This window comes from Serratia sp. CY55921 (genome assembly GCF_052167655.1).
Lineage (GTDB): Bacteria > Pseudomonadota > Gammaproteobacteria > Enterobacterales > Enterobacteriaceae > Serratia > Serratia ureilytica.
Genome location: NZ_JBJNMU010000001.1, coordinates 905,983 through 929,754, shown reverse-complemented (window position 1 = coordinate 929,754; position 23,772 = coordinate 905,983). Strand labels below are relative to the sequence as shown.

Sequence of the window (23,772 nt, the reverse complement as noted above, 5' to 3'; positions counted from 1 at the left end):
AAAACAAAATGAGCAGCGCCCACTCCTTATCACCAGGAATGTCATTTTTCACCCGCAATAAGCGCCGTATGCACAAATACGGCATTATCATCGCCTTTTTCGCGCTGTGCCTGATCGTGGCGCTGATTGGCGAATATCAGGTCGCCCAGGGAGCCTGGAGCAGCAATTATTTTCTCAGCAATGAAAACACCCTGATCGTACTGCGCCAGGTCTCGATCAACGGCATTCTGGCGATAGGCATGACCTTCGTCATCATCACGGCAGGCGTCGATCTCTCCGTCGGCTCGGTGCTGGCGTTAAGCGGCATCGTCGCCGCCCGCTTCGCCACCAACAATAGCGGATTGGCTATCGGTGATACCGCGACCGCCGTTATGGCGCCGCTGATCGTGGCGCTGGGGATCGGCATCGTCTGCGGCCTGGTGAACGGCACCGTGTTGGCTCGCTACCGGTTGCAGCCGTTTATCGTCACCATGGGCATGCTCTCCGCGGCGCGCGGGTTAACCATGTTGACCACCAACGGCAATCCAGTATCGCAATTGAACAGCGATTTCCGCTGGTTAGGCAATGGCTATGTCGGCGGCGTTCCGGTGCCCGTCATCATCTTCATCGTGCTGTTCGCCCTCGCCTGGCTCGTGCTGAATAAAACCCTCTTCGGGCGCTACATCTACGCCGTCGGCGGCAACCCGAAAAGCGCGCGCACCTCGGGGATTAACGTCACGCGCATCAAAATACTGGTGTATACGCTGTGCGGCGCGCTGGCCGGCATCGCCGGCCTGATCCTCACCGCGCGCACCGGTTCGGCGCAAACCAACGCCGGCGCTGGGTATGAGCTGGACGCCATCGCGGCGGTGGTGATCGGCGGCACCAGCATGGCCGGCGGCGTCGGTACGCTGGTCGGCACCTTCTTCGGCGTGCTGATTATCGGGGTGATGAATAACGGCCTCGATCTGCTCGGCGTGCAATCGTACTACCAACAAATTATCAAAGGCGCATTGATCGTTCTTGCCGTCTTGCTCGACCCCTCGCGTAAGCAACAGCGCGATTAATAACATCAGACCCAACTCTACCAGGAGAAAACCATGAATAAGACCAAGATAGCGTTGTTTGCCTCTGCCATGCTGTTCGGCAGCCTGTCGGCGGCTCAGGCCGCCCCGGTTAAAATCGCGGTATTGATGTACGGCAACAAAGCCGAGTTCGTGCAATTGATGGAAAGGTTCGGCAAGGAACACCCGGCGGTGAAAAGCGGCGAAGCCGTACTGACTTTCTACGATGGGCGTTATGATGCATCGGTGCAAAACGATCAGGCCGCCACCGCTATCCAGACGCGCGCCGATGCCATTATCGTCAACCCGATGGATTTTGAGGCCAATATCGATATCGTCACCAATGCCAACGAAGCCAAAATCCCGGTGGTGGTCACCAACGCGCGCCTGAACACGGACGCGATGACGTCTGAAGTGGTGTCTAATGACGAGCTGGGCGGGTATCTGGAAGCCAAAGCCGTACTGGACAAACTCGACTGCAAGAACCAGAAGGTGAACGTGGTGATTATCGAAGGCCCGAAAGGCGGCAGCGGCGAGATCCAGCGCGGCAAGGGCAATGATAAAGCGATTGCCGAGTGCGGCGCCGGCCAGGTGACCGTGCTTGAACGTAAAACGGCCAACTGGTCACGCGCTGAAGCGCAGCCGCTGATGGAAAACTGGCTGCAGAAACACCGGGGCAAAATCAACGGCGTGATTGGCCAGAACGACGAGATGGCGCTGGGCGCCATCGAAGCGATTAAAGGGGCCGGCCTGAACGTGAAAGACTTTGCCATTGCGGGCGTCGACGGCGTTTCCGACGCGATTCATGCGGTGCAGGCCGGTGAAATGGTCTCTATCCTGCAAGATGCCAAAGGCCAGATGCAGGGTTCCATCGACGTCGCGCTGCGCGCCGTGAAAGGGGAAAGTTATCAACCACAGTCGGATATCTGGAAACAGTACGCCAAAGATCTGAAATGGGAGGGCGGCACGCAGAAGCATTATTATATTCCGTGGACCGTCGTCACCGCAGAGAATGCCCAGCAACTGTTGGACGCGCGCAAGTAATGTCCGGCGCCCCCTGCACTCAGGGGGCCTTTGCTCCGAAGCTTGCCGCAGGCAAAAAAAAAGCCAGCACGGAGGGGCTGGCTAAAAAGTTCTTCGAGGGAATATCTTGTGCGATAAACATACGCCTTTCGCCGCACGCTTTACTAGCTATCAGTGCGATAGGCGCTGCCCGTTAAAATCAACGCCTGCATATCGGCGAACATCGTTTCCCATTCCGCCTGGCCGATATCCATCAAACCGAAATAACGCAGCATAAAGGCGCCTTCGGTGGCCAGAAACGCCAGCCGCGCGCGCTTACCCTCTTCGGTAGTCAAATCCAGCCCGGCGATGCGGCTGCGATACCATTCGCGCGTGCTCGCCAGATGCTCCGGCGTTTGAATCAGCGTCGCCATCAACCCGGCGGCCTTGGCGCTGGCGGTCTGATCCGAACTTTGGGTAGCCAACATATGCGCCCGCACGCTGGTCTGCGGCGAAGGATCGTCGCCGGCGATCTCCGCGAACAGCGTTTCATAGGCGCTGCCCCAGCGATCGAACATCGCGTCGATCAGGGCGTCTTTGCTGCCGAAGCAATACTGCACCCCGCCCTTGGAGATCCCCATCGCTTTGGCGACGGCGTCGATGGTTAAACCGGCGGCGCCCTGGGTGGCGACGATCTCTTCGGCGGTGTCCAAAACCTTGTCGCGATCGATGCTGCGTTGACGTCCCATTAAGAAACCCTTCTTTTCAATACGAACGTATGGATATATATTATCACCAGTATACCACCCGGCATCGCCGGAGGGTTACCGCAATGGCGGCGCCTTCGCGTCGCCCACGTAAACTGGATTATGACTTATGTACGCCAAGAACCGCTGGTTGATCCTGACGATGGTCGCCAGCGCCCTTTTCCTGATTGTTATCGACATGACGGTGCTCTATACCGCTCTGCCACGTTTAACCCAGGCGCTGGACGCCAGCGCCTCGCAAAAACTCTGGATCGTCAACGCCTACCCGCTGGTGGTCGCCGGGCTGCTGCCCGGCGCCGGCATGCTGAGCGATCGCGTCGGCCATAAGCGGCTGTTTCTCGCCGGGCTGCCGGTGTTTGCCGTCGCTTCGCTGTGCGCCGCCTTTTCGCCCACCGCCGAATGGCTGATCGCCGCACGGGTGTTCCTCGCCGTTGGCGCAGCAATGATGATGCCCGCCACGCTGTCCATCGTGCGCCACGTCTTTACCGACGAACGCGAACGCGCGCTGGCGATCGGCATCTGGGCCTCGGTGGCCTCGGGCGGCGCGGCCATCGGCCCGGTGGTCGGCGGCCTGCTGCTGGAGTATTTCTGGTGGGGATCGGTGTTCCTGATCAACGTACCGGTGGTGTTGCTGGTCTGGCCGCTGGCGTGGAAACTGATCCCCCGCTGCGGCGGCGATAACCCGCGCCCCGCCGATATCGTCGGCTCGGTGCAGATCATGATCGGTCTGGTCGGCGCTATCTATGCGCTGAAGGAACTGAGTAAGCCGGCGCCTGACGTCAGCGCGTTGCTCGCAGCGGCCCTGATCGGCATCCTGTTCCTGGCGCTGTTCGTGCGTCGCCAGCAGCGCAGCGCCCACCCGATGATCGATTTCTCCCTGTTCCGCAACCGGCTGTTCGCCGGCGGCATCGGCGTGGCGCTGCTGTCGATGGTGGCCCTGATCGGCGTCGAGCTGGTGCTCAGCCAACGCCTGCAGCTGGTGCTCGGCCTCAGTCCGCTGCAGGCGGCGCTGTTCATCTTGCCGATCCCGCTGGCCTCGGCGCTGGCGGGGCCGATGGCCGGTTTACTGTTGCCGCGCTATGGCGAACGCAGCATCATCCTCGGCGGTTTCGCCCTGACCGCCTTCGGCATCGCCGGCCTCGCCCTGTTGTATCAAAGCAGCATAGCGCTGCAGCTGGTGAGCCTGGCGTTGGTGGGCTTTGGTCTCGGCGGCGTGATCACCGCCGCGTCCACCGCCATCATGCTGAACGCGCCGGAGGAGAAATCCGGTATGGCGGCCTCTATCGAAGACGTCTCCTACGAGCTGGGCGGCGTACTGGGCGTGACGTTGCTCGGCGGGCTGATGACGGCGGTCTACAGCCATAGTCTGGCGCTGCCGGCGGAGCTGCCGGTCAGCGAGTTGGCCTACGACAGCATCGACGAGGCGTTGCGCCTGGCGGCCGGGATGGCGGCCGATCGCGCGCAGCAGCTGACGCAGTTGGCGCGTTTGGCCTTCGATCGCGCGTTTATCATGGTGCTGATCGCCGCCGCGCTGTTAATGGCGCTGGGCGCCGGCGTGGTAAAACTGGCGCTGCGCAAGTAACCGATAAAAGCGACTTTTTTCGCCTGCGGATCCTGCGTAAACTGATTCGGCAATTTGCTCGACGGATTTATCGTCATCGGTTTGAGCGATGGCAATGATGCCTGTTATCGTGTTTAACCCTGCGATAAATCCGGTTACTGTAACAGCTATGGAAATTGATTCTGTCTACCCTTGGAACGAATAATCAGGAGAAGATTATTATGGCAACGGCGAAGAAAGCAGCGAAAACCCATATCGGCCTCGACAGTAAACAATCGGCAAAACTCGCCGAAGCGCTAAATGCGCTGTTGGCGAATTATCAGGTGCTGTATATGAACGTGCGCGGCTATCACTGGAATATTACCGGCCCGCAATTCTTTGAGCTGCACGCGAAATTCGAAGAAACTTACAACGATCTGCTGACCAAGGTGGATGAGCTGGCGGAACGCATTCTGACGCTGGGCTCGCAGCCGCGCCACGCTTACAGCGACTATCTGAAAACCGCCGATATCAAGGAACACACCAATGTGACCGATGATAAGGGCACGCTGCGCGGCCTGTTGGAAGGGTATTCAATCTTGCTGCAACAGCAGCGTGAACTGCTGACGGTCGCGGCGGACGCCGGCGACGAAGGCACCGCGTCGCTGATGAGCGATTACATCAAAGAGCAGGAAAAACAGGTCTGGATGCTCAACGCCTACCTCGGCAAATAAACCCAGGCGCCATAACAAAACAGTCCCTCACGGGACTGTTTTCGTTTTACCACTCGCAGGATACCGCAAACAGCAGCGCGCGCCGATGCTGATCGTCCAGGCGACGGCGCACCCGGATAATATGGCGATTGCTGCAAGACTGGCGCTCCAGCCAACGATGCCGACGGCGTTGGCTCTGCCGCAACATTCGCCAACGGCCCACTTCATTTCTACTGCGTCTCATAATTCCGTCACTCGTTCGTCTAATGCCAACCGCGGGCATTATAGCCCTTTCAGCCCGCGATCCAAGTCGCCGTTATCGGCGACATCGCAGGCGCCGCGCCGCTAAAAGCCGCCCTTTCGATTTCGGCAAGTGCCTTAACTTCATCATATTTATGTAACATAAGCGCCGATAAAAGGTTTCGCCTTGACCGATCTGTGCGTACACTCATCATTGGTGGTTTGCGAACGGGATTTTTCGCCTTTATGACAACATTTTATACCGTAATCAGTTGGCTCATGGTGTTCGGCTACTGGCTGCTGATCGCCGGCGTGACGATGCGCATTTTGATGAAACGCCGTGCGGTTCCCTCTGCCATGGCCTGGTTGCTGGTTATCTATATTCTGCCGCTGTTCGGCATCGTCGCCTATTTATCGTTCGGCGAGCTGCATCTGGGCAAGCGCCGGGCCGAGCGCGCCAAGGCCATGTGGCCGTCGACCGCGCGCTGGCTGAAAGAGCTGAAAGAGAGTCGCCGCATCTTCGCCACCGAATACAGTAAAGTCGCCGAACCGCTGTTCCAGCTGTGCAACCGCCGCCAGGGCATCGACGGCGTCAAGGGCAACCAGCTGCAGTTGCTCACCACCACCGACGACACGCTGAAAGCGCTGATCCGCGACATCGAGCTGGCGCGCCACAACATCGAAATGGTGTTCTATATCTGGCAGCCCGGCGGCCTGGTCGATCAGGTGGCCGAATCGCTGATGGCCGCCGCGCGGCGCGGCGTACACTGCCGTCTGATGCTGGACTCCGCCGGCAGCCTGCAATTTTTCCGCAGCCCCTACCCGGCGATGATGCGCAACGCCGGCATCGAAGTGGTCGAAGCGCTGAAGGTCAACCTGCTGCGCGTATTCCTGCGCCGCATGGATCTGCGCCAGCACCGCAAGGTGGTGCTGATCGACAACTACATCGCCTATACCGGCAGCATGAACATGGTCGATCCGCGCTATTTCAAACAGGATGCGGGCGTCGGTCAATGGATCGATCTGATGGCGCGCATGGAAGGCCCGGTGGCCACCACCATGGGAATCGTCTATGCCTGCGACTGGGAAATTGAAACCGGCAAGCGCATTCTGCCGCCGCCGCCGGACGTCAACATCATGCCGTTCGAGCAGGAAAGCGGCCACACCATTCAGGTGATCGCCTCCGGCCCCGGCTTCCCCGAGGAAATGATCCACCAGGCGCTGCTGACCGCGGTTTATTCCGCGCGCGAACAGCTGATCATGACCACGCCGTACTTCGTGCCGAGCGACGATCTGCTGCACGCCATCTGCACCGCCGCTTTGCGCGGCGTCGAGGTCAGCATCATCGTGCCGCGCGACAACGATTCGATGATGGTGCGCTGGGCCAGCCGGGCGTTCTTCTCCGAGCTGCTGGAAGCCGGCGTGAAAATCTATCAGTTCGAAGGCGGCCTGCTGCATACCAAGAGCGTGCTGGTCGACGGCCAGCTCAGCCTGGTCGGCACCGTCAATCTGGATATGCGCAGCCTGTGGCTGAATTTCGAAATCACCCTGGTGATCGACGACGACGGCTTCGGCAGCGATCTGGCCTGCGTGCAGGAAGATTACATCGCTCGCTCCAAGCTGCTGAACGGCAAAGAGTGGCTGAAGCGGCCGTTCTGGCACCGCCTGGTCGAGCGCCTGTTCTACTTTTTCAGCCCGTTGCTGTAAAAGCCGCGGCGAGCGTGCTTTAATAGCGCCAAATCATTTGTTATCAGGATTTTTTTATGGATTTGAATAACCGCCTTACCGAAGACGAAACGCTGGAACAGGCCTACGACATCTTCCTCGAATTGGCCGGCGACAATCTGGATCCGGCGGATATTCTGCTGTTCAATCTGCAGTTTGAAGAGCGCGGCGGCGCAGAACTGTACGACCCATCCGAAGACTGGAGCGAGCACGTGGATTACGACCTGAACCCGGACTTCTTCGCCGAAGTGGTGATCGGTCTGGCGGACAGCGACGGCGAGCCGATCAACGACGTATTCGCCCGCGTGCTGATCTGCCGCGAGAAAGACCACAAGCTGTGCCACATTCTGTGGAAAGAGTGATTCACCGCTAACGTTTCGGATAAAAAAAGCCCCGCTGAATAAGCGGGGCTTTTTGTTGCCGGCTAGCGGCGCATTACAGCGGATCGACCTTCAGGCACGAAACCGCATGGCGGAAACTGCCCTCCAGCAGCGGGCGCGTCTTGGCGCACTCCGGCCCGGCGATCGGGCAGCGGGTGCGGAACACGCAGCCGGACGGCGGGTTGATCGGCGAAGGCAGCTCCCCTTCCAACAGCTGGATCTGCTTTTCCTTCTCCTTGTCCGGATCCGGGATCGGCACCGCCGACATCAGCGCCTTGGTGTAAGGGTGCTGCGGATTGTGGTACACCTCGTCATAGGTGCCCAGCTCCACCGCATGGCCCAGATACATCACCAGCACGCGATCGGAAATGTGCTTCACCACCGCCAAATCGTGGGCGATAAAGATCAATGACAGCCCCATTTCGCGCTGCAGCTGCTGCAGCAGGTTCACCACCTGCGCCTGAATCGACACGTCCAACGCGGAGACCGGCTCGTCGCAGATCACCAGCTTCGGTTCGAGGATCAGCGCGCGCGCGATGCCGATACGCTGGCACTGGCCGCCGGAGAACTCGTGCGGATAACGGTTGATCAGATTAGGCAGCAGGCCGACCTTCAGCATCATCGCCTTGACCTTGTCCTTCACTTCCTGACGCGGCATTTTCGGATAGTAGGTGCGCAGCGGCTCGGCGATGATTTCGCCGATGGTCATGCGCGGGTTGAGCGAAGCCAGCGGATCCTGGAAGATCATCTGGATATCGCTGCGGGTTTTGCGCCAGTCGGCGTCGCTCATGCCCAGCAGATCTTTACCCAGCCAGGCGACGCGCCCGCTGGTGGCCTTCACCAGGCCGATGATGGCGCGCGCGAAGGTGGATTTGCCGCAGCCGGATTCGCCGACCACGCCCAGGGTTTCCCCTTCGAACAGCCGCAGCGTAACGCCGTCGACCGCCTTCAGGGTTTTCGGCGGCTGCCAGAACCACTGCTTGTCGTCATGAATGTCGAAGTGCACTTTCAGATCGGCCACTTCGAGCAGCACTTTCTTGTCGGTTACCGCTGTCATACCAACGCCTCCACCGGTTTAAAGCAGGCGCGCAGGCGCCCTTCCCCAAATTGCTCCAACGGTGGAGCGCTCGCGCACTGTTCCATGGCGTACGGGCAGCGCGGCTGGAACGGGCAGCCTTTCGGCAACCGCAGCAGGTTCGGCGGGTTGCCGGGAATGGTCAGCAACGCCTCGCCTTCGGCGTCGAGACGCGGCACCGCGTTCAACAGACCGATGGAATACGGGTGGCTCGGCTGGTAGAACACCTCGCGCGCGCTGCCGTATTCCATGGTACGCCCGGCGTACATCACCAGCACCTTGTTGCAGATGCCGGCCACCACGCCCAGATCGTGGGTGATCATGATGATGGCGGTGTTGAACTCGCGCTTCAGCTCGTTGAGCAACGTCATGATCTGCGCCTGGACGGTCACGTCCAGCGCGGTGGTCGGTTCATCGGCGATCAGCAGCTTCGGCCGGCACAGCAGCGCCATGGCGATCATCACGCGCTGGCGCATGCCGCCGGAAAACTCGTGCGGATACATGCGCATGCGCTTACGCGCTTCCGGCATTTTCACCGCGTCAAGCATGCGTACCGACTCTTCAAAGGCTTCGCTTTTGCTCATTTTCTTATGCAGCATCAGCACTTCCATCAGCTGTTCGCCAACGCGCATATACGGGTTGAGCGAGGTCATCGGGTCCTGGAAGATCATCGAGATCTCTTCGGCCCGCAGCTTGTTGAGCTGGTTTTCCGGCAGGTTGAGGATTTCACGGCCGTTGAATTTGGCCGAGCCGCCGATGCGGCCATTGCTGGCCAGCAGCCCCATCAGCGCGAACGCGGTCTGCGATTTGCCGGAGCCGGATTCACCGACGATGCCCAGCGTTTCACCGGCGCGCAGATCGAAGTTCAGATCGTTCACCGCCGTCACGTCGCCGTCCGGGGTGGAAAACGTGACACGCAGGTCTTTCACGTCCAGCAGCGGCGACGCTTTGACGCCGGCGGCGGTTTGCAGTTGAGGATGTTCAATGGTGCTCATGGTTGCACTCCTTAACGATCTTTCGGGTCGAGGGCGTCACGCAGGCCATCGCCGATAAAGTTGAAACAGAACAGAGTGACGACCAGGAAACCCGCCGGGAACAGCAGCAACCACGGTGAAACTTCCATTGAGTTGGCGCCGTCGCTGAGCAATGCGCCCCAGCTGCTCAGCGGCTCCTGCGTGCCCAGCCCCAGGAAGCTGAGGAAGGATTCGAACAGGATCATGCTCGGCACCAGCAACGAGGCATACACCACCACCACGCCGAGCACGTTCGGCACGATATGCCGCAGCACGATGTTGCGCGTGGAGACGCCGCACACCAGCGCCGCTTCGATGAACTCCTTGCGCTTCAGACCGAGGGTTTGGCCGCGCACGATACGCGCCATATCCAGCCACGACACCATGCCGATCGCCACGAAGATAAGCAGGATATTCTGGCCGAAGAAGGTCACCAGCAGGATCACGAAGAACATGAACGGGAAGGAGTTGAGGATCTCCAGCAGGCGCATCATCACCGAGTCGACCTTACCGCCCAGATAGCCGGACATCGCGCCGTACAGGGTACCCACCACTACCGCCACCAGCGCGGCGGCCACGCCGACCATCAGCGAGATGCGCCCGCCGATCGCCACGCGCACCAGCAGATCACGTCCGGAGGAGTCGGTGCCGAAGTAGTGCCCCGATTCCATGCTCGGCGCGGCGGACATCATCGCCCAATCCGTATCGTCGTAGGCAAATTGCGACAGCATCGGCGCCAGCACCACAAACAGCGTGATCAGCGCCAGAATGAACAGGCTGCCGACCGCCGCGCGGTTGTGCATAAAGCGCCGACGCGCGTCTTGCCACAGGCTGCGCCCTTCCACTTCCAGCTTCTCGCTGAAGTGCTCCAGAGCTTCGCTGTTCTTTTTAGTCAACATCATTCGCGTGCTCCAGATTAATAACGGATTTTCGGATCGATGACCGCATACAGCACATCGACGATCGCGTTGAACAGAATGGTCAGAGCGCCCACCAGAATGGTCAGGCTCAACACCAGGGAGTAATCGCGGTTCAGCGCGCCGTTAACGAACAGCTGGCCGATCCCCGGCAGACCGTAGATGGTTTCGATCACCATCGAACCGGTGATGATCCCGACGAACGCCGGGCCCATGTAGGACAGTACCGGCAGCAGCGCCGGCTTCAGCGCGTGGCGGAAAATGATGCGGCGCATCGGCAAACCTTTGGCGCGCGCGGTGCGAATGAAGTTGGAGTGCAACACTTCAATCATCGAGCCGCGCGTGATACGGGCGATGCTGGCGATATAGGCCAGCGACAGCGCCACCATCGGCAAGATGATGAACTTAGGCGCGCCGCCGTTCCAGCCGCCGCCCGGCAGCCATTTCAACGTAATCGCGAAGATCAGCACCAAGAGCGGCGCCACCACGAAACTGGGTATCACCACCCCGGTCATGGCGAACCCCATCACCGTATAGTCCCATTTGGTGTTTTGATTCAACGCCGCGATCACGCCGGCGCTAACGCCCAGCACCACCGCCAACAGAAACGCGGCCAGACCGAGCTTGGCGGACACCGGGAAAGAACTGGCCACCAAATCGTTGACCGAATAGTCCTTGTATTTAAAGGACGGGCCGAAGTCTCCCTGCGCAAGCTGCGCCAGATAATGACCGTACTGTTTCCAGATCGGGTCGTTCAAATGGTATTTGGCTTCGATATTCGCCATGACTTCCGGCGGCAATGCGCGTTCCCCGGTAAATGGACTGCCGGGCGCGAGGCGCATCATGAAGAATGAGATGGTAATAAGGATAAATAGTGTCGGGATCGCTTCCAACAAGCGACGAAGTATAAATTTCAGCATTGCCCTAACCCTGTGCGACAGCCTGATGACGGCTTATTATTCTCAACATGGGCCGGCGGCCTACGCCGCCGGCTCTTACCGTATCAATGCTTGATGATGTACAGGTTTTTGTCGTACACGTTATCAAGCGGGTCTTTGCCGGTGTAGCCACCGACGTAAGGTTTCACCAAACGGGCGTTCACGTAGTAATACAGCGGAACGATGGCGGAATCTTTATCCAGCTGAACTTCCGCTTTCTGATACAGATCGGCGCGCTCGTCTTTGGTCTTCGCGGTCAACACGTTGGCCATCAGCTTGTCGAACTCGGCGCTCTTGTAGTGCGGGGTGTTACTGCTGCTGTCGGACAGCATCATGTTCAGGAACGAACTCGGTTCGTTGTAGTCGGCGCACCAGCCGGCGCGCGATACGTCATAGGTGCCCTGATGGCGGGTATCCAGGAAGGTTTTCCACTCCTGGTTCACCAGCTTCACGTCCACGCCCAGGTTTTTCTTCCAGATGGAGGCGGCGGCGATCGCCAGCTTCTTGTGCAAGTCGGAGGTGTTGTACAGCAGGGAGAAGGTCAGCGGTTTACCCGGGCCGTAGCCGGCGTCCGCCAGCAGTTTCTTCGCCACTTCGTTGCGTTTTTCCTGCGTCCAGCCGAACCACTCCGGCGGGGTCAGCTTGGCGCCGTCGGTGTATGGCGGCGTAAAGCTGTAGGCCGGCAGATCGCCCTGGTTTTTCACCTTGTTGACGATGATGTCGCGGTCCATGCCCAGCTTCAGCGCTTCACGCACGCGCGCATCGGTGAACGGCGCCTTCTGGTTGTTGATTTCGTAATAGTAGGTGCACAGATAAGGATCGACGTGCACCTCTTTCGGGATCTCTTTCTTCAACTTCTGGAACAGTTCGATCGGCATGTTGTTGTAGGTCATGTCGATTTCACCGGTGCGGTAGCGGTTAACGTCGGTCACTTCCGACGAAATAGGCAGGAACGTCACTTTATTGATGATGGTTTTGGCGTTATCCCAGTATTCCGGGTTACGTTCCAGTACGATGCGTTCGTTGACAACCCAGTCTTTCAGTTTGTAGGCGCCGTTGCTGACGTAGTTGGCCGGCAGCGTCCACTTCTCGCCAAACTTCTCTACCGCGTCCTTATAGACCGGTTTCATGGCGTAGTGCGGGGTCATTTCAACCAGATAAGGCACCGGCTCGCTCAGGGTCACCTGGAAGGTGTGGTCGTCGATGGCCTTCACGCCCAGCGTCGACTTGTCTTTTTTACCGGCGATGATGTCATCGACATTTTCTACGTGGGCGTACTGCAGGTAGCTGGCGTAAGGCGACGCGGTTTTCGGATCCACCACGCGCTGCCAGCTGTAAACGAAATCTTGCGCCGTCACCGGCTTGCCGTTGGACCATTTGGCGTCTTTACGCAGGTGGAAGGTCCAGACTTTGAAATCCTTGTTATCCCAGCTTTCCGCGACGCCCGGCACGATGGAACCGTCCGGGCTGTTGTTCGCCAGGCCTTCCATCAGATCGCGGGTCACGTTGTTTTCCGGCACGCCCTCGATTTTATGCGGGTCAAGCGACTGCACTTCGGAACCGTTGTTTTTGACGATTTCTTGCTTGTCGGCCAGTTGCACGCCTGCAGGAACGTCGGCCGCGAAGGCGGAGGTGGTTGCTGTGATGCCGAGCGCGGCGATGACGCCGGCGGCAATGAGGGTTTTCTTCGTGATGTTGGTCATACTTATCGACTCCAGTTTTTTATTATCACAGGCTCTTCGTGGAACCTGCGTTGCCCGTAAGCGGACTCTGTTTTCCCGCCGCTGCGGAACGAATGCGGCGGCGGGCCTTCCCCATATTCCCCTGCGGTTCAGCGTGAGGAATACCCCTTTTACTGCTTGATGATGTACAGATTTTTAACGTCGGTATAGTCCAGCGGATCTTTGCCGGTGAACCCGCCTACCGTCGGTTTGATCAAACGCGCACTGACGCGGTAATACACCGGAATCAATGCGGAGTCTTTGTCCAACTGCGTTTCCGCCTGTTGGTAGAGCGCGGCGCGCGCGGCTTCATCCGGCGCCTTCAGCGTGGCGGCCATGATGGCGTCGAACGCCGGGCTCTTGTAAAACACGGTGTTGATGCTGCTGTTGGACAGCACCAGGTTCAGGAAGGCGCTCGGCTCGTTGTAATCCCCGCACCAGGTGGCGCGCGCCACGTCGTACTGCCCCTGATGGCGGCTTTCCAGCGAAGTCTTCCACTCCTGGTTGCGCAGCGTGACGTCGGCGCCGAGGTTCTTCTTCCACATCGATGCGGCGGCGATCGCCTGCTGTTTGTTTTGATCGGAGGTGTTGTACAGCAGCGAGAACTTCAGCGGCTTGGCGGCGCTGTAACCCGCTTCCGCCAGCAGTTTTTTGGCTTCGGCGTTGCGCTGCTCCTGGCTCCAGCCGGCCCACGCGGGCTGCGTGAAGTTGGCGCCTTCGGTGAAGGTCGGCGTGAAGCTGTAGGCCGGGATCTGCCCCTGGCCCATGATTTTGTTGGCGATAATGTCGCGATCCAGCGTCATCTTCACCGCCGCACGCACCCGCGGATCGGTGAACGGCGCCCGCTGGTTATTGAGTTCGTAATAGAAAGTGCACAGATAAGGGTTAACGTGCAGTTGCTCGGGCACTTCGCGCTTCATTTTGACGTACAGGTACGGCGGAATGGCGCTGTTGGTGATATCGATCTCGCCGCTGCGGAAGCGATTGACGTCGCTGACTTCAGAAGCGATCGGCAGGAAGGTCGCCTGATTGATCACCGTCTGCTTGTTATTCCAGTAGCTCGGGCTGCGCTCCAGCACAATGCGCTCGTTCACCACCCACTCTTTCAGGCGGTAAGCGCCGTTGCCGACATAGTTAGCGGGCAGCGTCCATTTATCGCCGAATTTCTCCACCACCGCGCGTTTGACCGGTTTGAGCGACGTGTGGCTCAGCATGCTGATGAAATACGGCACCGGTTCGCTCAGGGTCACCTGCAGCGTTTGATCGTCCAGCGCCTTGACGCCGAGAGTCTGCGGACTCTTTTTGCCGGTCAGGATGTCGTCGATATTCTCGACTTTGGTGTACTGCAGGTAACTGGCGTAGGGAGAAGCGATTTTCGGATCGGCCAGGCGCTGCCAACTGTAGACGAAGTCTTGCGCGGTGACCGGGCTGCCGTCGCTCCATACCGCGCCGGGGCGCAGGTGGAAGGTCCACTGCCGATAATCCTGGTTTTCCCAGCTCGCCGCCGCCGCCGGTACCACATGCCCGTTGGCGTCGGTGCTCACCAGCCCTTCCAGCAGGTTAAGAATGATATTGCTTTCGGGTACGCCCTCGACCTTATGCGGATCCAATGAAGCCACTTCGCTGCCGTTGTTGATGACAATATTCTGCTGCTGCGCCAATTGGACGCCGGCCGGAACCTCCGCCGCCAAACTGCTATTTACGGCAATGACGCTCAACGCGCCGCTAATCAACAAGGTCAAAGAAGTGCGCTTCAGGGTTTGCTGCATAATCGAGGCTCCTTTTCACCGACAAGCATCGCTTATCGAAGTTTGTGAAGTGTTTATAAGAATTCTAAATAAACGGATACCAGCAAAAATCATTCCCGTTTTTATGGCGCATTTCAGTTAATTGACCACGGGAAAGTTGCTCGGAAATTAGCAGAAGCCAAATTCCATAGCCAATAAATTTTACAAAAATGTTAAGCAATTCTCTTTTATCGCACCAAGCCCGATCCGGCCCTTGTGATGAAGGGCAAAGGAAGACATGAAAAAAACTTTGATTTTAAAGGATAAAACTCAAAATTAGTTTCATTTGAAACTGTCGACGCAATACCATTGCCGCACAAAGAAACATTCAGTTAACAAACCAGCCATTCAAAGAACAAACACCTGCCTACAGGCGGTTAATCACTAATAACACCTGGATGAAAGTGAGACAAGCCCCACAGAATGATGTGATTAATTTAACAACAGCTTTACCGTTTAACGAGGAGAAAACGCGCGGAAATGGGGAAAGAAAAGTGTCTGAAATAACGCTTAGCGTTTTTTTTAAGCAGCAACATGAGATTTATGCAACATAAGAGTGCAATGGCATAAATTTTATTCATCTTGTGCACTATAATAATGCGAACCAATAAATAATTTAACTTTTAAAATTAATTTTAGCCGCGCTCAAGGTCAGAGGCGCGGCCAAGCGAGAGCGATTACAACAGGCCGGGGAATATCGCCTTAATGCCGGTAACGATAAATTCGATCCCGAGCGCCATCAGCAACAGGCCCATGATACGGGTGATCACGTTGATGCCGGTCTGCCCAAGCAAACGCACCAACAGCGGCGCGGCGCGGAACAATAACCAGCAGCAAAAAGCGAATAAGGCGATCGCCACCGTAAAGCCGAGCAGGCTTTGCCAATTGTGATAACGGGAACTCCACACGATGGTGGAACTGATCGCCCCCGGCCCCGCCATCAATGGCAGCGCTAACGGCACCACGCCGATGCTTTCGCGGATCGCGCTCTCCGATTTCTCCTGTTTGTTCTGCTTATCTTCACCCAGCTTGCCGCTGATCATCGACATGGCGATGGTCACCACCAAAATACCGCCGGCGATGCGGAACGAATCGATGGAGATGCCGAACATCCGCAATATCCCTTCCCCCAGGAACAGCGATGTCCATAGAATGATGGCAACCGACAGGTTGGCGGTCAGGTTGGTTTTATTGCGCCCCGCTTCCGCCTGGTAACTGGTCATACTGATAAATACCGGCAAGATGCCCACCGGGTTGACCAGCGCAAACAGACCGACAAAGAACTTGATAAAGCCGGAAAGATCCAACAGAGATTGGCCCACAGATGGCTCCGCGTTAATTGCTGTAAAGGTGTGCTGACTATGCGCGCTAATGTAATGGAATTGCCGCGGGTAATCCATCCGGCCAGAGCAGCATTTTTGACTACCAGCAAGTTAGGCAACAAAACAAATGCCCTTTGTTAAAGTGATGTATGGCCTTTTGATTTTTTATGTTGAAAAAAGAGTCACCGATCACAGTTATTGAGAATCACTCTCAAAAACACCAAGCTGAAAGGTGTCAGCTTGCACTTTTCATGATTTAGATCACAAATCAACTACCCAACAGTGGGTAAGCTCTTAGTCGTAGTCAGGGAGTAGAACAAAGTAGGCCGCGGCATCGCCGGTTCCGTTCTCCTCACTGCCTGCCCCTCCGGTTGGCGTAGGGTGAAGCTCTTTAAGCAAATCAGCAGCATGCGAAGAAATAACGCGGGAAGACCCCGGTATTCTCATCACCGCTTATCCCCGTTACGACTATACTAGTGGCTCGCACGGCTTATTTACTGAAAGAGTTTAACATTATCAGGAGAGCATTATGGCTGTAACGAATGTCGCTGAACTGAACGAGCTTGTCGCACGTGTCAAAAAAGCCCAGCGCGAATATGCCAACTTCACTCAAGAGCAAGTGGATAAAATCTTCCGCGCTGCCGCCCTCGCCGCTGCTGATGCCCGTATCCCGTTGGCCAAAATGGCCGTGGAAGAATCCGGAATGGGTATCGTCGAAGACAAAGTGATCAAAAACCACTTCGCTTCCGAGTACATCTACAACGCCTATAAAGATGAAAAAACCTGTGGCATCCTGTCTGAAGATGACACTTTCGGTACCATCACCATCGCCGAACCTATCGGCCTGATTTGCGGTATCGTTCCTACCACCAACCCAACTTCTACCGCGATCTTCAAAGCGCTGATCAGCCTGAAAACCCGCAACGGCATCATCTTCTCGCCGCACCCGCGTGCGAAGAATGCCACCAACAAAGCCGCCGACATCGTGCTGCAAGCCGCTATCGCCGCCGGCGCGCCGAAAGACATCATCGGTTGGATCGACCAACCTACCGTCGAGCTGTCCAACCAGCTGATGCACCACCCTGACATCAACCTGATCCTGGCCACCGGTGGCCCGGGCATGGTGAAAGCCGCCTACAGCTCCGGCAAACCGGCAATCGGCGTAGGCGCCGGTAACACGCCGGTCGTGGTGGACGAGACCGCAGACATCAAACGCGTGGTCGCCTCTATCCTGATGTCCAAAACCTTCGACAGCGGCGTTATCTGCGCTTCCGAACAGTCGGTCATCGTCGTTGACGCTATCTATGATGCGGTACGCGAGCGCTTCGCTTCCCACGGCGGCTATCTGCTGCAGGGCAAAGAACTGAAGGCGGTGCAGGACATCATCCTGAAAAACGGCGGCCTGAACGCGGCCATCGTCGGGCAATCCGCGCCGAAAATCGCCGAGATGGCGGGCATTAAAGTGCCGGCCAACACCAAAGTGTTGATCGGCGAAGTGAAGCTGGTCGACGAGTCCGAACCTTTCGCCCATGAAAAACTGTCGCCGACGCTGGCGATGTACCGCGCCAAAGACTTCGAAGACGCCGTCGCCAAAGCCGAAAAATTGGTCGCCATGGGCGGTATCGGGCACACCTCTTGCCTGTATACCGACCAGGATAACCAAACGGCTCGCATCGCCTACTTCGGCGATAAAATGAAAACGGCTCGCATCCTGATCAACACCCCGGCTTCTCAGGGCGGTATCGGCGACCTGTATAACTTCAAACTCGCGCCTTCGCTGACGCTGGGTTGCGGTTCCTGGGGTGGTAACTCCATCTCTGAAAACGTCGGACCTAAGCACCTGATCAACAAGAAAACTGTAGCGAAGCGAGCAGAAAACATGTTGTGGCATAAACTTCCGAAATCGATCTACTTCCGCCGTGGCTCGCTGCCAATCGCGCTGGAAGAAGTGGCGACCGACGGGGCGAAACGCGCCTTCATCGTGACCGACCGTTTCCTGTTCAACAACGGCTATGCTGACCAGATCACCAAGGTTCTCAAGTCACACGGCATCGAAACCGAAGTGTTCTTCGAAGTGGAAGCCGATCCGACGCTGAGCATCGTGCGTAAAGGCGCCGAGCAGATGAACTCCTTCAAACCGGACGTCATCATCGCGCTGGGCGGCGGTTCGCCGATGGACGCCGCGAAAATCATGTGGGTGCTGTACGAACATCCTGAAACCCACTTCGAGGATCTGGCGCTGCGCTTCATGGACATCCGCAAGCGTATCTACAAGTTCCCGAAAATGGGCGTCAAAGCGAAGATGATCGCCATCACCACGACGTCAGGCACCGGTTCGGAAGTCACGCCATTCGCCGTCGTGACCGACGACGCCACCGGGCAGAAATACCCGCTGGCCGACTATGCGCTGACCCCGGACATGGCGATTGTCGACGCCAACCTGGTGATGAACATGCCGAAATCCCTGTGCGCCTTCGGCGGCCTGGATGCGGTGACCCACGCGCTGGAAGCCTACGTGTCGGTGCTGGCGAACGAATACTCTGACGGCCAGGCGCTGCAAGCGTTGAAACTGTTGAAAGAGTATCTGCCGGCCAGCTATAAAGAAGGCGCGAAGAACCCGGTTGCCCGTGAACGCGTGCACAACGCCGCCACCATCGCCGGTATCGCTTTCGCCAACGCCTTCCTCGGGGTTTGTCACTCCATGGCGCACAAACTGGGTTCGGAGTTCCACATTCCGCACGGCCTGGCGAACGCGATGCTGATTTCCAACGTCATTCGTTACAACGCGAACGACAACCCAACCAAGCAGACGGCCTTCAGCCAGTACGACCGCCCTCAGGCGCGCCGCCGCTACGCTGAAATCGCCGACCACCTCGGCCTGAGCGCGCCGGGCGACCGCACCGCGCAGAAGATTGAGAAGTTGCTGGCCTGGCTGGACGAGCTGAAAACCGAGTTGGGCATCCCAGCTTCCATCCGTGAGGCGGGTGTGCAGGAAGCCGACTTCCTGGCGAAAGTCGACAAGCTGTCGGAAGACGCTTTCGACGACCAATGCACCGGCGCCAACCCACGCTATCCGCTGATTGCCGAACTCAAGCAAATCATGCTGGATACCTTCTATGGCCGCGAGTTCAGCGAAACGGTGGAAGAGGAAGCGGCTGCACCGGTCGCAGCCAAAACCGCGGTAAAGAAGCCCAAGAAATAACGGTTCCGTGAACCGATGAAAAAACCCGCCGAATGGCGGGTTTTTTATTGCGCCTAGCGCGCGGTTTTTCTTATCCCGCCGCCAAAACGCCTCAGCGGGCGCTGGCGGCATTTTCGCCCCTACTCCAGGGAGTGAATCGCCTCTTTATAATGCTTGCGACAGACGGAGACATAGCTCTCGTTACCGCCAATCACCACCTGCTCGCCGGCGTGCATCGCCTTGCCATTCTCATCCAACCGCAACACCATGTTGGCTTTACGCCCGCAGTGACAGATGGTTTTCAATTCCACCAGTTTATCGGCCCAGGCCAGCAAATATTGGCTGCCGGTAAACAACTCGCCGAGAAAATCGGTACGCAAGCCGTAACACAATACGGGAATGTCCAGTTGGTCCACCACATCGCATAATTGCTCAACCTGCGCTTTGGTCAGGAATTGGCTTTCATCCAGCAGCACACAATGCACCGGCTGCTGTTGATGCTCTTGCTGGATCATGGCGTACAGCATCGAGTCGTTGTTATAGAGCTGCGCCTGCGAGGATAAACCAATGCGCGAACTGACTTTGCCTACGCCAAAGCGGTGATCGATCTCCGCAGTGAACACCAGCGTGCGCATACCGCGCTCTTGATAGTTATATGAAGACTGTAGCAGCGCGGTGGACTTGCCGGCATTCATCGCAGAGTAATAAAAATAAAGTTGAGCCATGGCCCCGCAACTCCGATGGTATAAGAAATATTCAAAATGTTGATTAGGACGGTAAGTGTACCATAACCCGCCCCCCCGGCTCAGCCCAAAGCGAACGAATATTGCGTTCGCCGTAATAATGCGCTTTCAAGCGAAACATATCGTTCTGTCGGCCTGTTCTTTTTACAGCTATTTACAGGATAATGTATGCCTGTCATCACTATTAATTCTTGCTAATGGTTAAGCCCGGTGATTTGCCCATTAATGCCGACTTGCCCATTCCCTCTCGCTGGCGCTGCAGCCGCGGCGGAGCCCCCGTCTATTATACGCGAGCCCAATACCGGGCATTTAATCACCTGCGCCGACGCGCCAAGGTTTACTGACGCAATCTTTACCTATATACCCCTATTGTTTACAATGTCTGGCCTGCCGTGGCGTGATTAAGCCCACAGAACTCATTGTAATATTGATATAAATTACTACGATAACTTATCGATGAAAGCCTTGTGATACGCGCCTTTTAAAGCCTGTCTGCTGAAATTTTGACTTAAGCGTGCCAAGGGTAATAGTTAACAGCCCTTCCTATTATTAGTCGGACTGATCCGATTAACGGTTTTTTTAAAGGTAAATTTGAGTATTCAAGCCAATTTGGCTATTGCAGAAAAGAAAAGAGCACTCTATTATTATCGAGACGCCCCCCACCAATATAATTTGAGACTAGGACAATGAGCGAAGCATTAAAGATTTTGAACAACATCCGCACTCTGCGCGCCCAGGCAAGAGAATGCACACTGGAAACGCTGGAAGAAATGCTCGAGAAACTGGAAGTTGTTGTGAACGAACGTCGCGAAGAAGACAGCCAGGCTCAAGCAGAAATCGAAGAACGCACTCGTAAACTGCAGCAATACCGCGAAATGCTGATTGCTGACGGTATCGATCCAAATGAACTGCTGCAAACCATGGCTGCCAACAAGGCTGCCGGCAAAGCAAAACGTGCAGCACGTCCAGCTAAATACCAATATAAAGACGAAAACGGCGAACTGAAAACCTGGACCGGCCAAGGCCGTACTCCTGCGGTGATTAAGAAAGCAATCGAAGAGCAAGGTAAATCTCTGGATGATTTCCTGCTGTAATAGCGATTCAGTCCGTATCTGAAAGGCTCCCTGCGGGGGGCCTTTTCATTTTTAGAGCGTATAACCCTGATCCCGTCATTCCTCTCTCCTTTTAGTAAATATCCTAATTCGCTTTTGCGCCGTACATGAGATCGCAGCGAAAAAAAAGGGACCCAAAGGCCCCTTCTATCGCATTTATCCGCGTTCAATTATTGAACCTGATAGAATGCCTTATACCAGTCAACAAAGCGCTTCACGCCCTCTTCAACGCTGGTTTCCGGTTTAAAGCCAATGTCACGATAAAGCTCTTCCGTATCCGCGCTGGTATCCATCACATCGCCCGGTTGCATCGGCAGCATATTCTTACGGGCCGTCACCCCCAATGCCTTCTCCAACGCACTGATATATTCCATCAGTTTAACGGGGGTGTTATTGCCGATATTATAAACGTGATACGGCGCGGAACTGGTTGCCGGCGATCCCTGTTCAACGGTCCATGACGGATCCGCCTGCGGAATAACCGCCTGCAACCGCACTATCGCCTCGGCGATGTCATCGATGTAAGTAAAATCTCGGTGCATTTCACCGTGGTTATATACGTCGATGCTCTCCCCGGCCAATATGGCTTTGGTAAACTTGAACAGCGCCATATCCGGGCGCCCCCAGGGACCATATACCGTAAAGAACCGCAGTCCGGTCGTCGGGAGACCGTATAAATGGGAATAGCTGTGTGACATCAGCTCGTTGGCTTTTTTAGTCGCCGCATACAGTGACACCGGATGATCGACAGAATCTTCGGTGGCGAACGGCAGCTTGCGATTCAGGCCATATACCGAGCTGGAAGAGGCGTAAAGTAAATGCTCAACCTTATTATGACGGCAGCCTTCCAAAACGTTTAAATGACCGATCAGGTTGGCATCGGCATAAGCCAACGGATTGACCAGCGAATAACGTACGCCGGCTTGAGCCCCCAAATGAATGACTCGCTGGAACTGATGCTCGGCAAACAATGCCGCCATGCCTTCACGATCGGCCAAATCCAGCTTGATAAAGCGGAATCCCGGCTTATCCGCCAGTCGATCCAGACGGGCCATTTTCAGGCCCACGTCATAATAATCATTCAGGTTATCAATGCCGACAACCTGATGACCGGCGGTCAACAAACGCTCTGCAACGTGATAGCCAATAAACCCTGCGGCGCCTGTAACCAGGAATTTCATGCTCACTCCTTAAATAACCGGTTTAATCGAGGCGCCGCGGCCAATTGCGTAATAGGTAAAGCCGCGATTTTCCAAACGCTCCGGATCGTACAGGTTACGGCCATCGAAGATCACCGGCTGCTTCAACGCGCCCTTGATCACATCGAAGTCCGGCGCGCGGAAGTTCTGCCATTCGGTGCAGATCACCAGCGCATCGGCGCCGTGCAATGCAGCCTCTTTGGTGCCCACCAGCTTCAAATCGTCACGCTGGCCATAGATGCGCTGAACTTCGTTCATCGCCTCCGGATCGTAGGCTTGAACGATGGCGCCTGCGGCCCACAGCTGTTCCATCAGCACGCGGCTGGAAGCTTCACGCATGTCATCGGTATTCGGCTTGAACGCCAGCCCCCACAGCGCGAAGGTTTTGCCCTTCAGATCGCCGCCGAAGTAGTCGTTGATAAAGCTGTTCAGCTTGTCTTTCTGCTGATAGTTGACCTGCTCTACCGCCTGCAACAGCTTCGGTTGGTAACCGATCTGCTCCGCCGTACGGATCAGCGCCTGGACATCTTTCGGGAAGCAAGAGCCGCCGTAGCCGCAACCCGGGTAGATGAAGTGATAGCCGATGCGTGAGTCGGAACCGATACCCTGACGCACTTTCTCAATGTCCGCGCCCAGCATTTCCGCCAGGTTGGACATTTCGTTCATAAAGCTGATCTTGGTCGCCAGCATGCAGTTAGCGGCATATTTGGTCAGCTCCGCGCTGCGGATATCCATCATGATCATACGATCGTGATTGCGGTTAAACGGTTCGTACAGCTCGCGAATAGGCTCGATCACATCTTTATTGTCGGTACCGATCACGATGCGCTCAGGACGCATGCAGTCTGCCACCGCCGCGCCTTCCTTCAGGAACTCCGGGTTGGATACCACGTCAAACGGCACGTTGCTGCCGCGTTTCGCCAGCGTTTCAGCCATCACCTGACGCACCTTGTCCGCCGTACCGACCGGCACGGTGGATTTGTCGATCACCACTTTGCGATCGGTCATGTGCTCGGCGATAGTGCGCGCCACCGCGGTGACGTACTTCAGATCGGCGGAACCGTCTTCATCCGGCGGCGTGCCGACGGCGATGAACTGGATAGTCCCGTGCGCCACGCCCGCTTTGGCATCGGTGGTGAAATGCAGACGGCCGGCCTCATAGTTTTGCTGCACCAGCGGCGTCAGACCCGGTTCGAAAATCGGGATATTCCCTTTTTTCAGGTTTTCGACTTTTCGCTCATCGACGTCAATACACATAACGTCATGGCCTACTTCAGCCAGTACGGCGGCCTGCACCAGACCCACATAACCAATACCAAAAACTGTTACTTTCATGTGAAAATCCTAGTTTTTC

The 23,772-nt window shown here is 56.7% G+C and carries 20 protein-coding genes; 8 read left to right on the top strand and 12 right to left on the bottom strand.

Annotated elements, in window-relative coordinates:
• Window positions 1–8: 8 nt before the first annotated feature.
• Together ACJ8M3_RS04450 and ACJ8M3_RS04445 are read left to right on the top strand one after the other, a co-directional pair.
• Complete coding sequence (locus ACJ8M3_RS04450) at window positions 9–1,046, top strand: ABC transporter permease (protein WP_033643291.1); 1,038 nt, start codon at window positions 9–11, stop codon at window positions 1,044–1,046.
• A gap of 33 nt (window positions 1,047–1,079) precedes the next feature.
• Entirely contained in the window at window positions 1,080–2,087 is a 1,008-nt protein-coding gene (locus tag ACJ8M3_RS04445) for a substrate-binding domain-containing protein (RefSeq protein ID WP_033643292.1), read from the top strand.
• A 143-nt stretch (window positions 2,088–2,230) separates the two neighbouring features.
• Here ACJ8M3_RS04445 and ACJ8M3_RS04440 read toward each other — a convergent pair whose 3' ends face one another.
• Complete coding sequence (locus tag ACJ8M3_RS04440) at window positions 2,231–2,794, bottom strand: TetR/AcrR family transcriptional regulator (protein WP_033643293.1); 564 nt, start codon at window positions 2,792–2,794, stop codon at window positions 2,231–2,233.
• Window positions 2,795–2,921: 127 nt separating this feature from the next.
• On the opposite strand from ACJ8M3_RS04440, the gene smfY reads away from it, so the two are divergent.
• Window positions 2,922–4,394 (top strand): multidrug efflux MFS transporter SmfY, encoded by a 1,473-nt coding sequence (gene smfY, locus ACJ8M3_RS04435; RefSeq protein ID WP_033643294.1) that lies wholly within the window; start codon window positions 2,922–2,924, stop codon window positions 4,392–4,394.
• A gap of 200 nt (window positions 4,395–4,594) precedes the next feature.
• Window positions 4,595–5,086 carry a Dps family protein gene (locus ACJ8M3_RS04430; protein ID WP_019452735.1) on the top strand — a complete coding sequence of 164 codons (492 nt, stop codon included), beginning with the start codon at window positions 4,595–4,597 and terminating at the stop codon, window positions 5,084–5,086.
• 46 nt (window positions 5,087–5,132) lie between these two features.
• Here ACJ8M3_RS04430 and ACJ8M3_RS04425 read toward each other — a convergent pair whose 3' ends face one another.
• Window positions 5,133–5,309 carry a YciY family protein gene (locus tag ACJ8M3_RS04425; protein WP_025159792.1) on the bottom strand — a complete coding sequence of 59 codons (177 nt, stop codon included), beginning with the start codon at window positions 5,307–5,309 and terminating at the stop codon, window positions 5,133–5,135.
• 242 nt (window positions 5,310–5,551) lie between these two features.
• Here ACJ8M3_RS04425 and cls point away from each other — a divergent pair, with 242 nt between their 5' ends.
• Window positions 5,552–7,012 (top strand): cardiolipin synthase, encoded by a 1,461-nt coding sequence (cls, locus tag ACJ8M3_RS04420; RefSeq protein ID WP_103101072.1) that lies wholly within the window; start codon window positions 5,552–5,554, stop codon window positions 7,010–7,012.
• Between the two features lie 56 nt (window positions 7,013–7,068).
• Window positions 7,069–7,392 carry an HI1450 family dsDNA-mimic protein gene (locus ACJ8M3_RS04415; protein WP_004932139.1) on the top strand — a complete coding sequence of 108 codons (324 nt, stop codon included), beginning with the start codon at window positions 7,069–7,071 and terminating at the stop codon, window positions 7,390–7,392.
• A 73-nt stretch (window positions 7,393–7,465) separates the two neighbouring features.
• Here ACJ8M3_RS04415 and oppF read toward each other — a convergent pair whose 3' ends face one another.
• The 7 genes from oppF to ACJ8M3_RS04380 form a co-directional block, all read right to left on the bottom strand.
• Window positions 7,466–8,467 carry a murein tripeptide/oligopeptide ABC transporter ATP binding protein OppF gene (gene oppF, locus ACJ8M3_RS04410; protein WP_019452737.1) on the bottom strand — a complete coding sequence of 334 codons (1,002 nt, stop codon included), beginning with the start codon at window positions 8,465–8,467 and terminating at the stop codon, window positions 7,466–7,468.
• On the bottom strand, window positions 8,464–9,480 hold the full coding sequence (locus tag ACJ8M3_RS04405; protein WP_047574933.1) for an ABC transporter ATP-binding protein: 1,017 nt from the start codon (window positions 9,478–9,480) through the stop codon (window positions 8,464–8,466). Before ACJ8M3_RS04405 ends, oppF begins: the two co-directional genes overlap by 4 nt.
• 11 nt (window positions 9,481–9,491) lie before the next feature.
• On the bottom strand, window positions 9,492–10,400 hold the full coding sequence (gene oppC / locus ACJ8M3_RS04400) for an oligopeptide ABC transporter permease OppC (protein ID WP_033643297.1): 909 nt from the start codon (window positions 10,398–10,400) through the stop codon (window positions 9,492–9,494).
• A gap of 14 nt (window positions 10,401–10,414) precedes the next feature.
• A complete protein-coding gene (gene oppB, locus ACJ8M3_RS04395; protein ID WP_004932150.1) occupies window positions 10,415–11,335 on the bottom strand; it encodes an oligopeptide ABC transporter permease OppB in 921 nt (306 codons plus the stop codon).
• A gap of 83 nt (window positions 11,336–11,418) precedes the next feature.
• Window positions 11,419–13,056, bottom strand: coding sequence for an oligopeptide ABC transporter substrate-binding protein OppA (gene oppA, locus ACJ8M3_RS04390; RefSeq protein WP_033643298.1), 1,638 nt, complete (start codon window positions 13,054–13,056; stop codon window positions 11,419–11,421).
• 149 nt (window positions 13,057–13,205) lie between these two features.
• Window positions 13,206–14,843, bottom strand: a complete 1,638-nt coding sequence (locus ACJ8M3_RS04385; RefSeq protein ID WP_033650226.1) for an ABC transporter substrate-binding protein — start codon at window positions 14,841–14,843, stop codon at window positions 13,206–13,208.
• Between the two features lie 695 nt (window positions 14,844–15,538).
• The gene (locus tag ACJ8M3_RS04380; RefSeq protein ID WP_015378089.1) at window positions 15,539–16,183 is read right to left on the bottom strand and encodes a YchE family NAAT transporter; all 645 of its coding nucleotides are present in this window, start codon (window positions 16,181–16,183) and stop codon (window positions 15,539–15,541) included.
• Window positions 16,184–16,712: 529 nt separating this feature from the next.
• Here ACJ8M3_RS04380 and adhE point away from each other — a divergent pair.
• The gene (adhE, locus tag ACJ8M3_RS04375) at window positions 16,713–19,385 is read left to right on the top strand and encodes a bifunctional acetaldehyde-CoA/alcohol dehydrogenase (RefSeq protein WP_033643300.1); all 2,673 of its coding nucleotides are present in this window, start codon (window positions 16,713–16,715) and stop codon (window positions 19,383–19,385) included.
• A 119-nt stretch (window positions 19,386–19,504) separates the two neighbouring features.
• Here the strand turns inward: adhE and ACJ8M3_RS04370 are convergent, their stop codons facing one another.
• A complete protein-coding gene (locus ACJ8M3_RS04370) occupies window positions 19,505–20,089 on the bottom strand; it encodes a thymidine kinase (protein WP_033650224.1) in 585 nt (194 codons plus the stop codon).
• Window positions 20,090–20,793: 704 nt separating this feature from the next.
• Here ACJ8M3_RS04370 and hns point away from each other — a divergent pair.
• Window positions 20,794–21,201 (top strand): histone-like nucleoid-structuring protein H-NS, encoded by a 408-nt coding sequence (hns, locus tag ACJ8M3_RS04365; RefSeq protein ID WP_004932170.1) that lies wholly within the window; start codon window positions 20,794–20,796, stop codon window positions 21,199–21,201.
• Between the two features lie 188 nt (window positions 21,202–21,389).
• On the opposite strand, the gene ACJ8M3_RS04360 is transcribed toward hns, so the two are convergent.
• Window positions 21,390–22,400, bottom strand: coding sequence for an NAD-dependent epimerase (locus ACJ8M3_RS04360; RefSeq protein WP_033650223.1), 1,011 nt, complete (start codon window positions 22,398–22,400; stop codon window positions 21,390–21,392).
• 9 nt (window positions 22,401–22,409) lie between these two features.
• The gene (locus ACJ8M3_RS04355) at window positions 22,410–23,753 is read right to left on the bottom strand and encodes a UDP-glucose dehydrogenase family protein (RefSeq protein ID WP_033650222.1); all 1,344 of its coding nucleotides are present in this window, start codon (window positions 23,751–23,753) and stop codon (window positions 22,410–22,412) included.
• Window positions 23,754–23,772: the final 19 nt, after the last annotated feature.

What these genes read in the sequence shown, in the direction of transcription:
- ACJ8M3_RS04450 (WP_033643291.1), top strand. Translation starts at nt 9, where the DNA reads ATGAGCAGCGCCCACTCCTTATCACCAGGAATGTCATTTTTCACCCGC.
- ACJ8M3_RS04445 (WP_033643292.1), top strand. Translation starts at nt 1,080, where the DNA reads ATGAATAAGACCAAGATAGCGTTGTTTGCCTCTGCCATGCTGTTCGGC.
- ACJ8M3_RS04440 (WP_033643293.1), bottom strand. Translation starts at nt 2,794, where the DNA reads ATGGGACGTCAACGCAGCATCGATCGCGACAAGGTTTTGGACACCGCC.
- smfY (WP_033643294.1), top strand. Translation starts at nt 2,922, where the DNA reads ATGTACGCCAAGAACCGCTGGTTGATCCTGACGATGGTCGCCAGCGCC.
- ACJ8M3_RS04430 (WP_019452735.1), top strand. Translation starts at nt 4,595, where the DNA reads ATGGCAACGGCGAAGAAAGCAGCGAAAACCCATATCGGCCTCGACAGT.
- ACJ8M3_RS04425 (WP_025159792.1), bottom strand. Translation starts at nt 5,309, where the DNA reads ATGAGACGCAGTAGAAATGAAGTGGGCCGTTGGCGAATGTTGCGGCAG.
- cls (WP_103101072.1), top strand. Translation starts at nt 5,552, where the DNA reads ATGACAACATTTTATACCGTAATCAGTTGGCTCATGGTGTTCGGCTAC.
- ACJ8M3_RS04415 (WP_004932139.1), top strand. Translation starts at nt 7,069, where the DNA reads ATGGATTTGAATAACCGCCTTACCGAAGACGAAACGCTGGAACAGGCC.
- oppF (WP_019452737.1), bottom strand. Translation starts at nt 8,467, where the DNA reads ATGACAGCGGTAACCGACAAGAAAGTGCTGCTCGAAGTGGCCGATCTG.
- ACJ8M3_RS04405 (WP_047574933.1), bottom strand. Translation starts at nt 9,480, where the DNA reads ATGAGCACCATTGAACATCCTCAACTGCAAACCGCCGCCGGCGTCAAA.
- oppC (WP_033643297.1), bottom strand. Translation starts at nt 10,400, where the DNA reads ATGATGTTGACTAAAAAGAACAGCGAAGCTCTGGAGCACTTCAGCGAG.
- oppB (WP_004932150.1), bottom strand. Translation starts at nt 11,335, where the DNA reads ATGCTGAAATTTATACTTCGTCGCTTGTTGGAAGCGATCCCGACACTA.
- oppA (WP_033643298.1), bottom strand. Translation starts at nt 13,056, where the DNA reads ATGACCAACATCACGAAGAAAACCCTCATTGCCGCCGGCGTCATCGCC.
- ACJ8M3_RS04385 (WP_033650226.1), bottom strand. Translation starts at nt 14,843, where the DNA reads ATGCAGCAAACCCTGAAGCGCACTTCTTTGACCTTGTTGATTAGCGGC.
- adhE (WP_033643300.1), top strand. Translation starts at nt 16,713, where the DNA reads ATGGCTGTAACGAATGTCGCTGAACTGAACGAGCTTGTCGCACGTGTC.
- ACJ8M3_RS04370 (WP_033650224.1), bottom strand. Translation starts at nt 20,089, where the DNA reads ATGGCTCAACTTTATTTTTATTACTCTGCGATGAATGCCGGCAAGTCC.
- hns (WP_004932170.1), top strand. Translation starts at nt 20,794, where the DNA reads ATGAGCGAAGCATTAAAGATTTTGAACAACATCCGCACTCTGCGCGCC.
- ACJ8M3_RS04360 (WP_033650223.1), bottom strand. Translation starts at nt 22,400, where the DNA reads ATGAAATTCCTGGTTACAGGCGCCGCAGGGTTTATTGGCTATCACGTT.
- ACJ8M3_RS04355 (WP_033650222.1), bottom strand. Translation starts at nt 23,753, where the DNA reads ATGAAAGTAACAGTTTTTGGTATTGGTTATGTGGGTCTGGTGCAGGCC.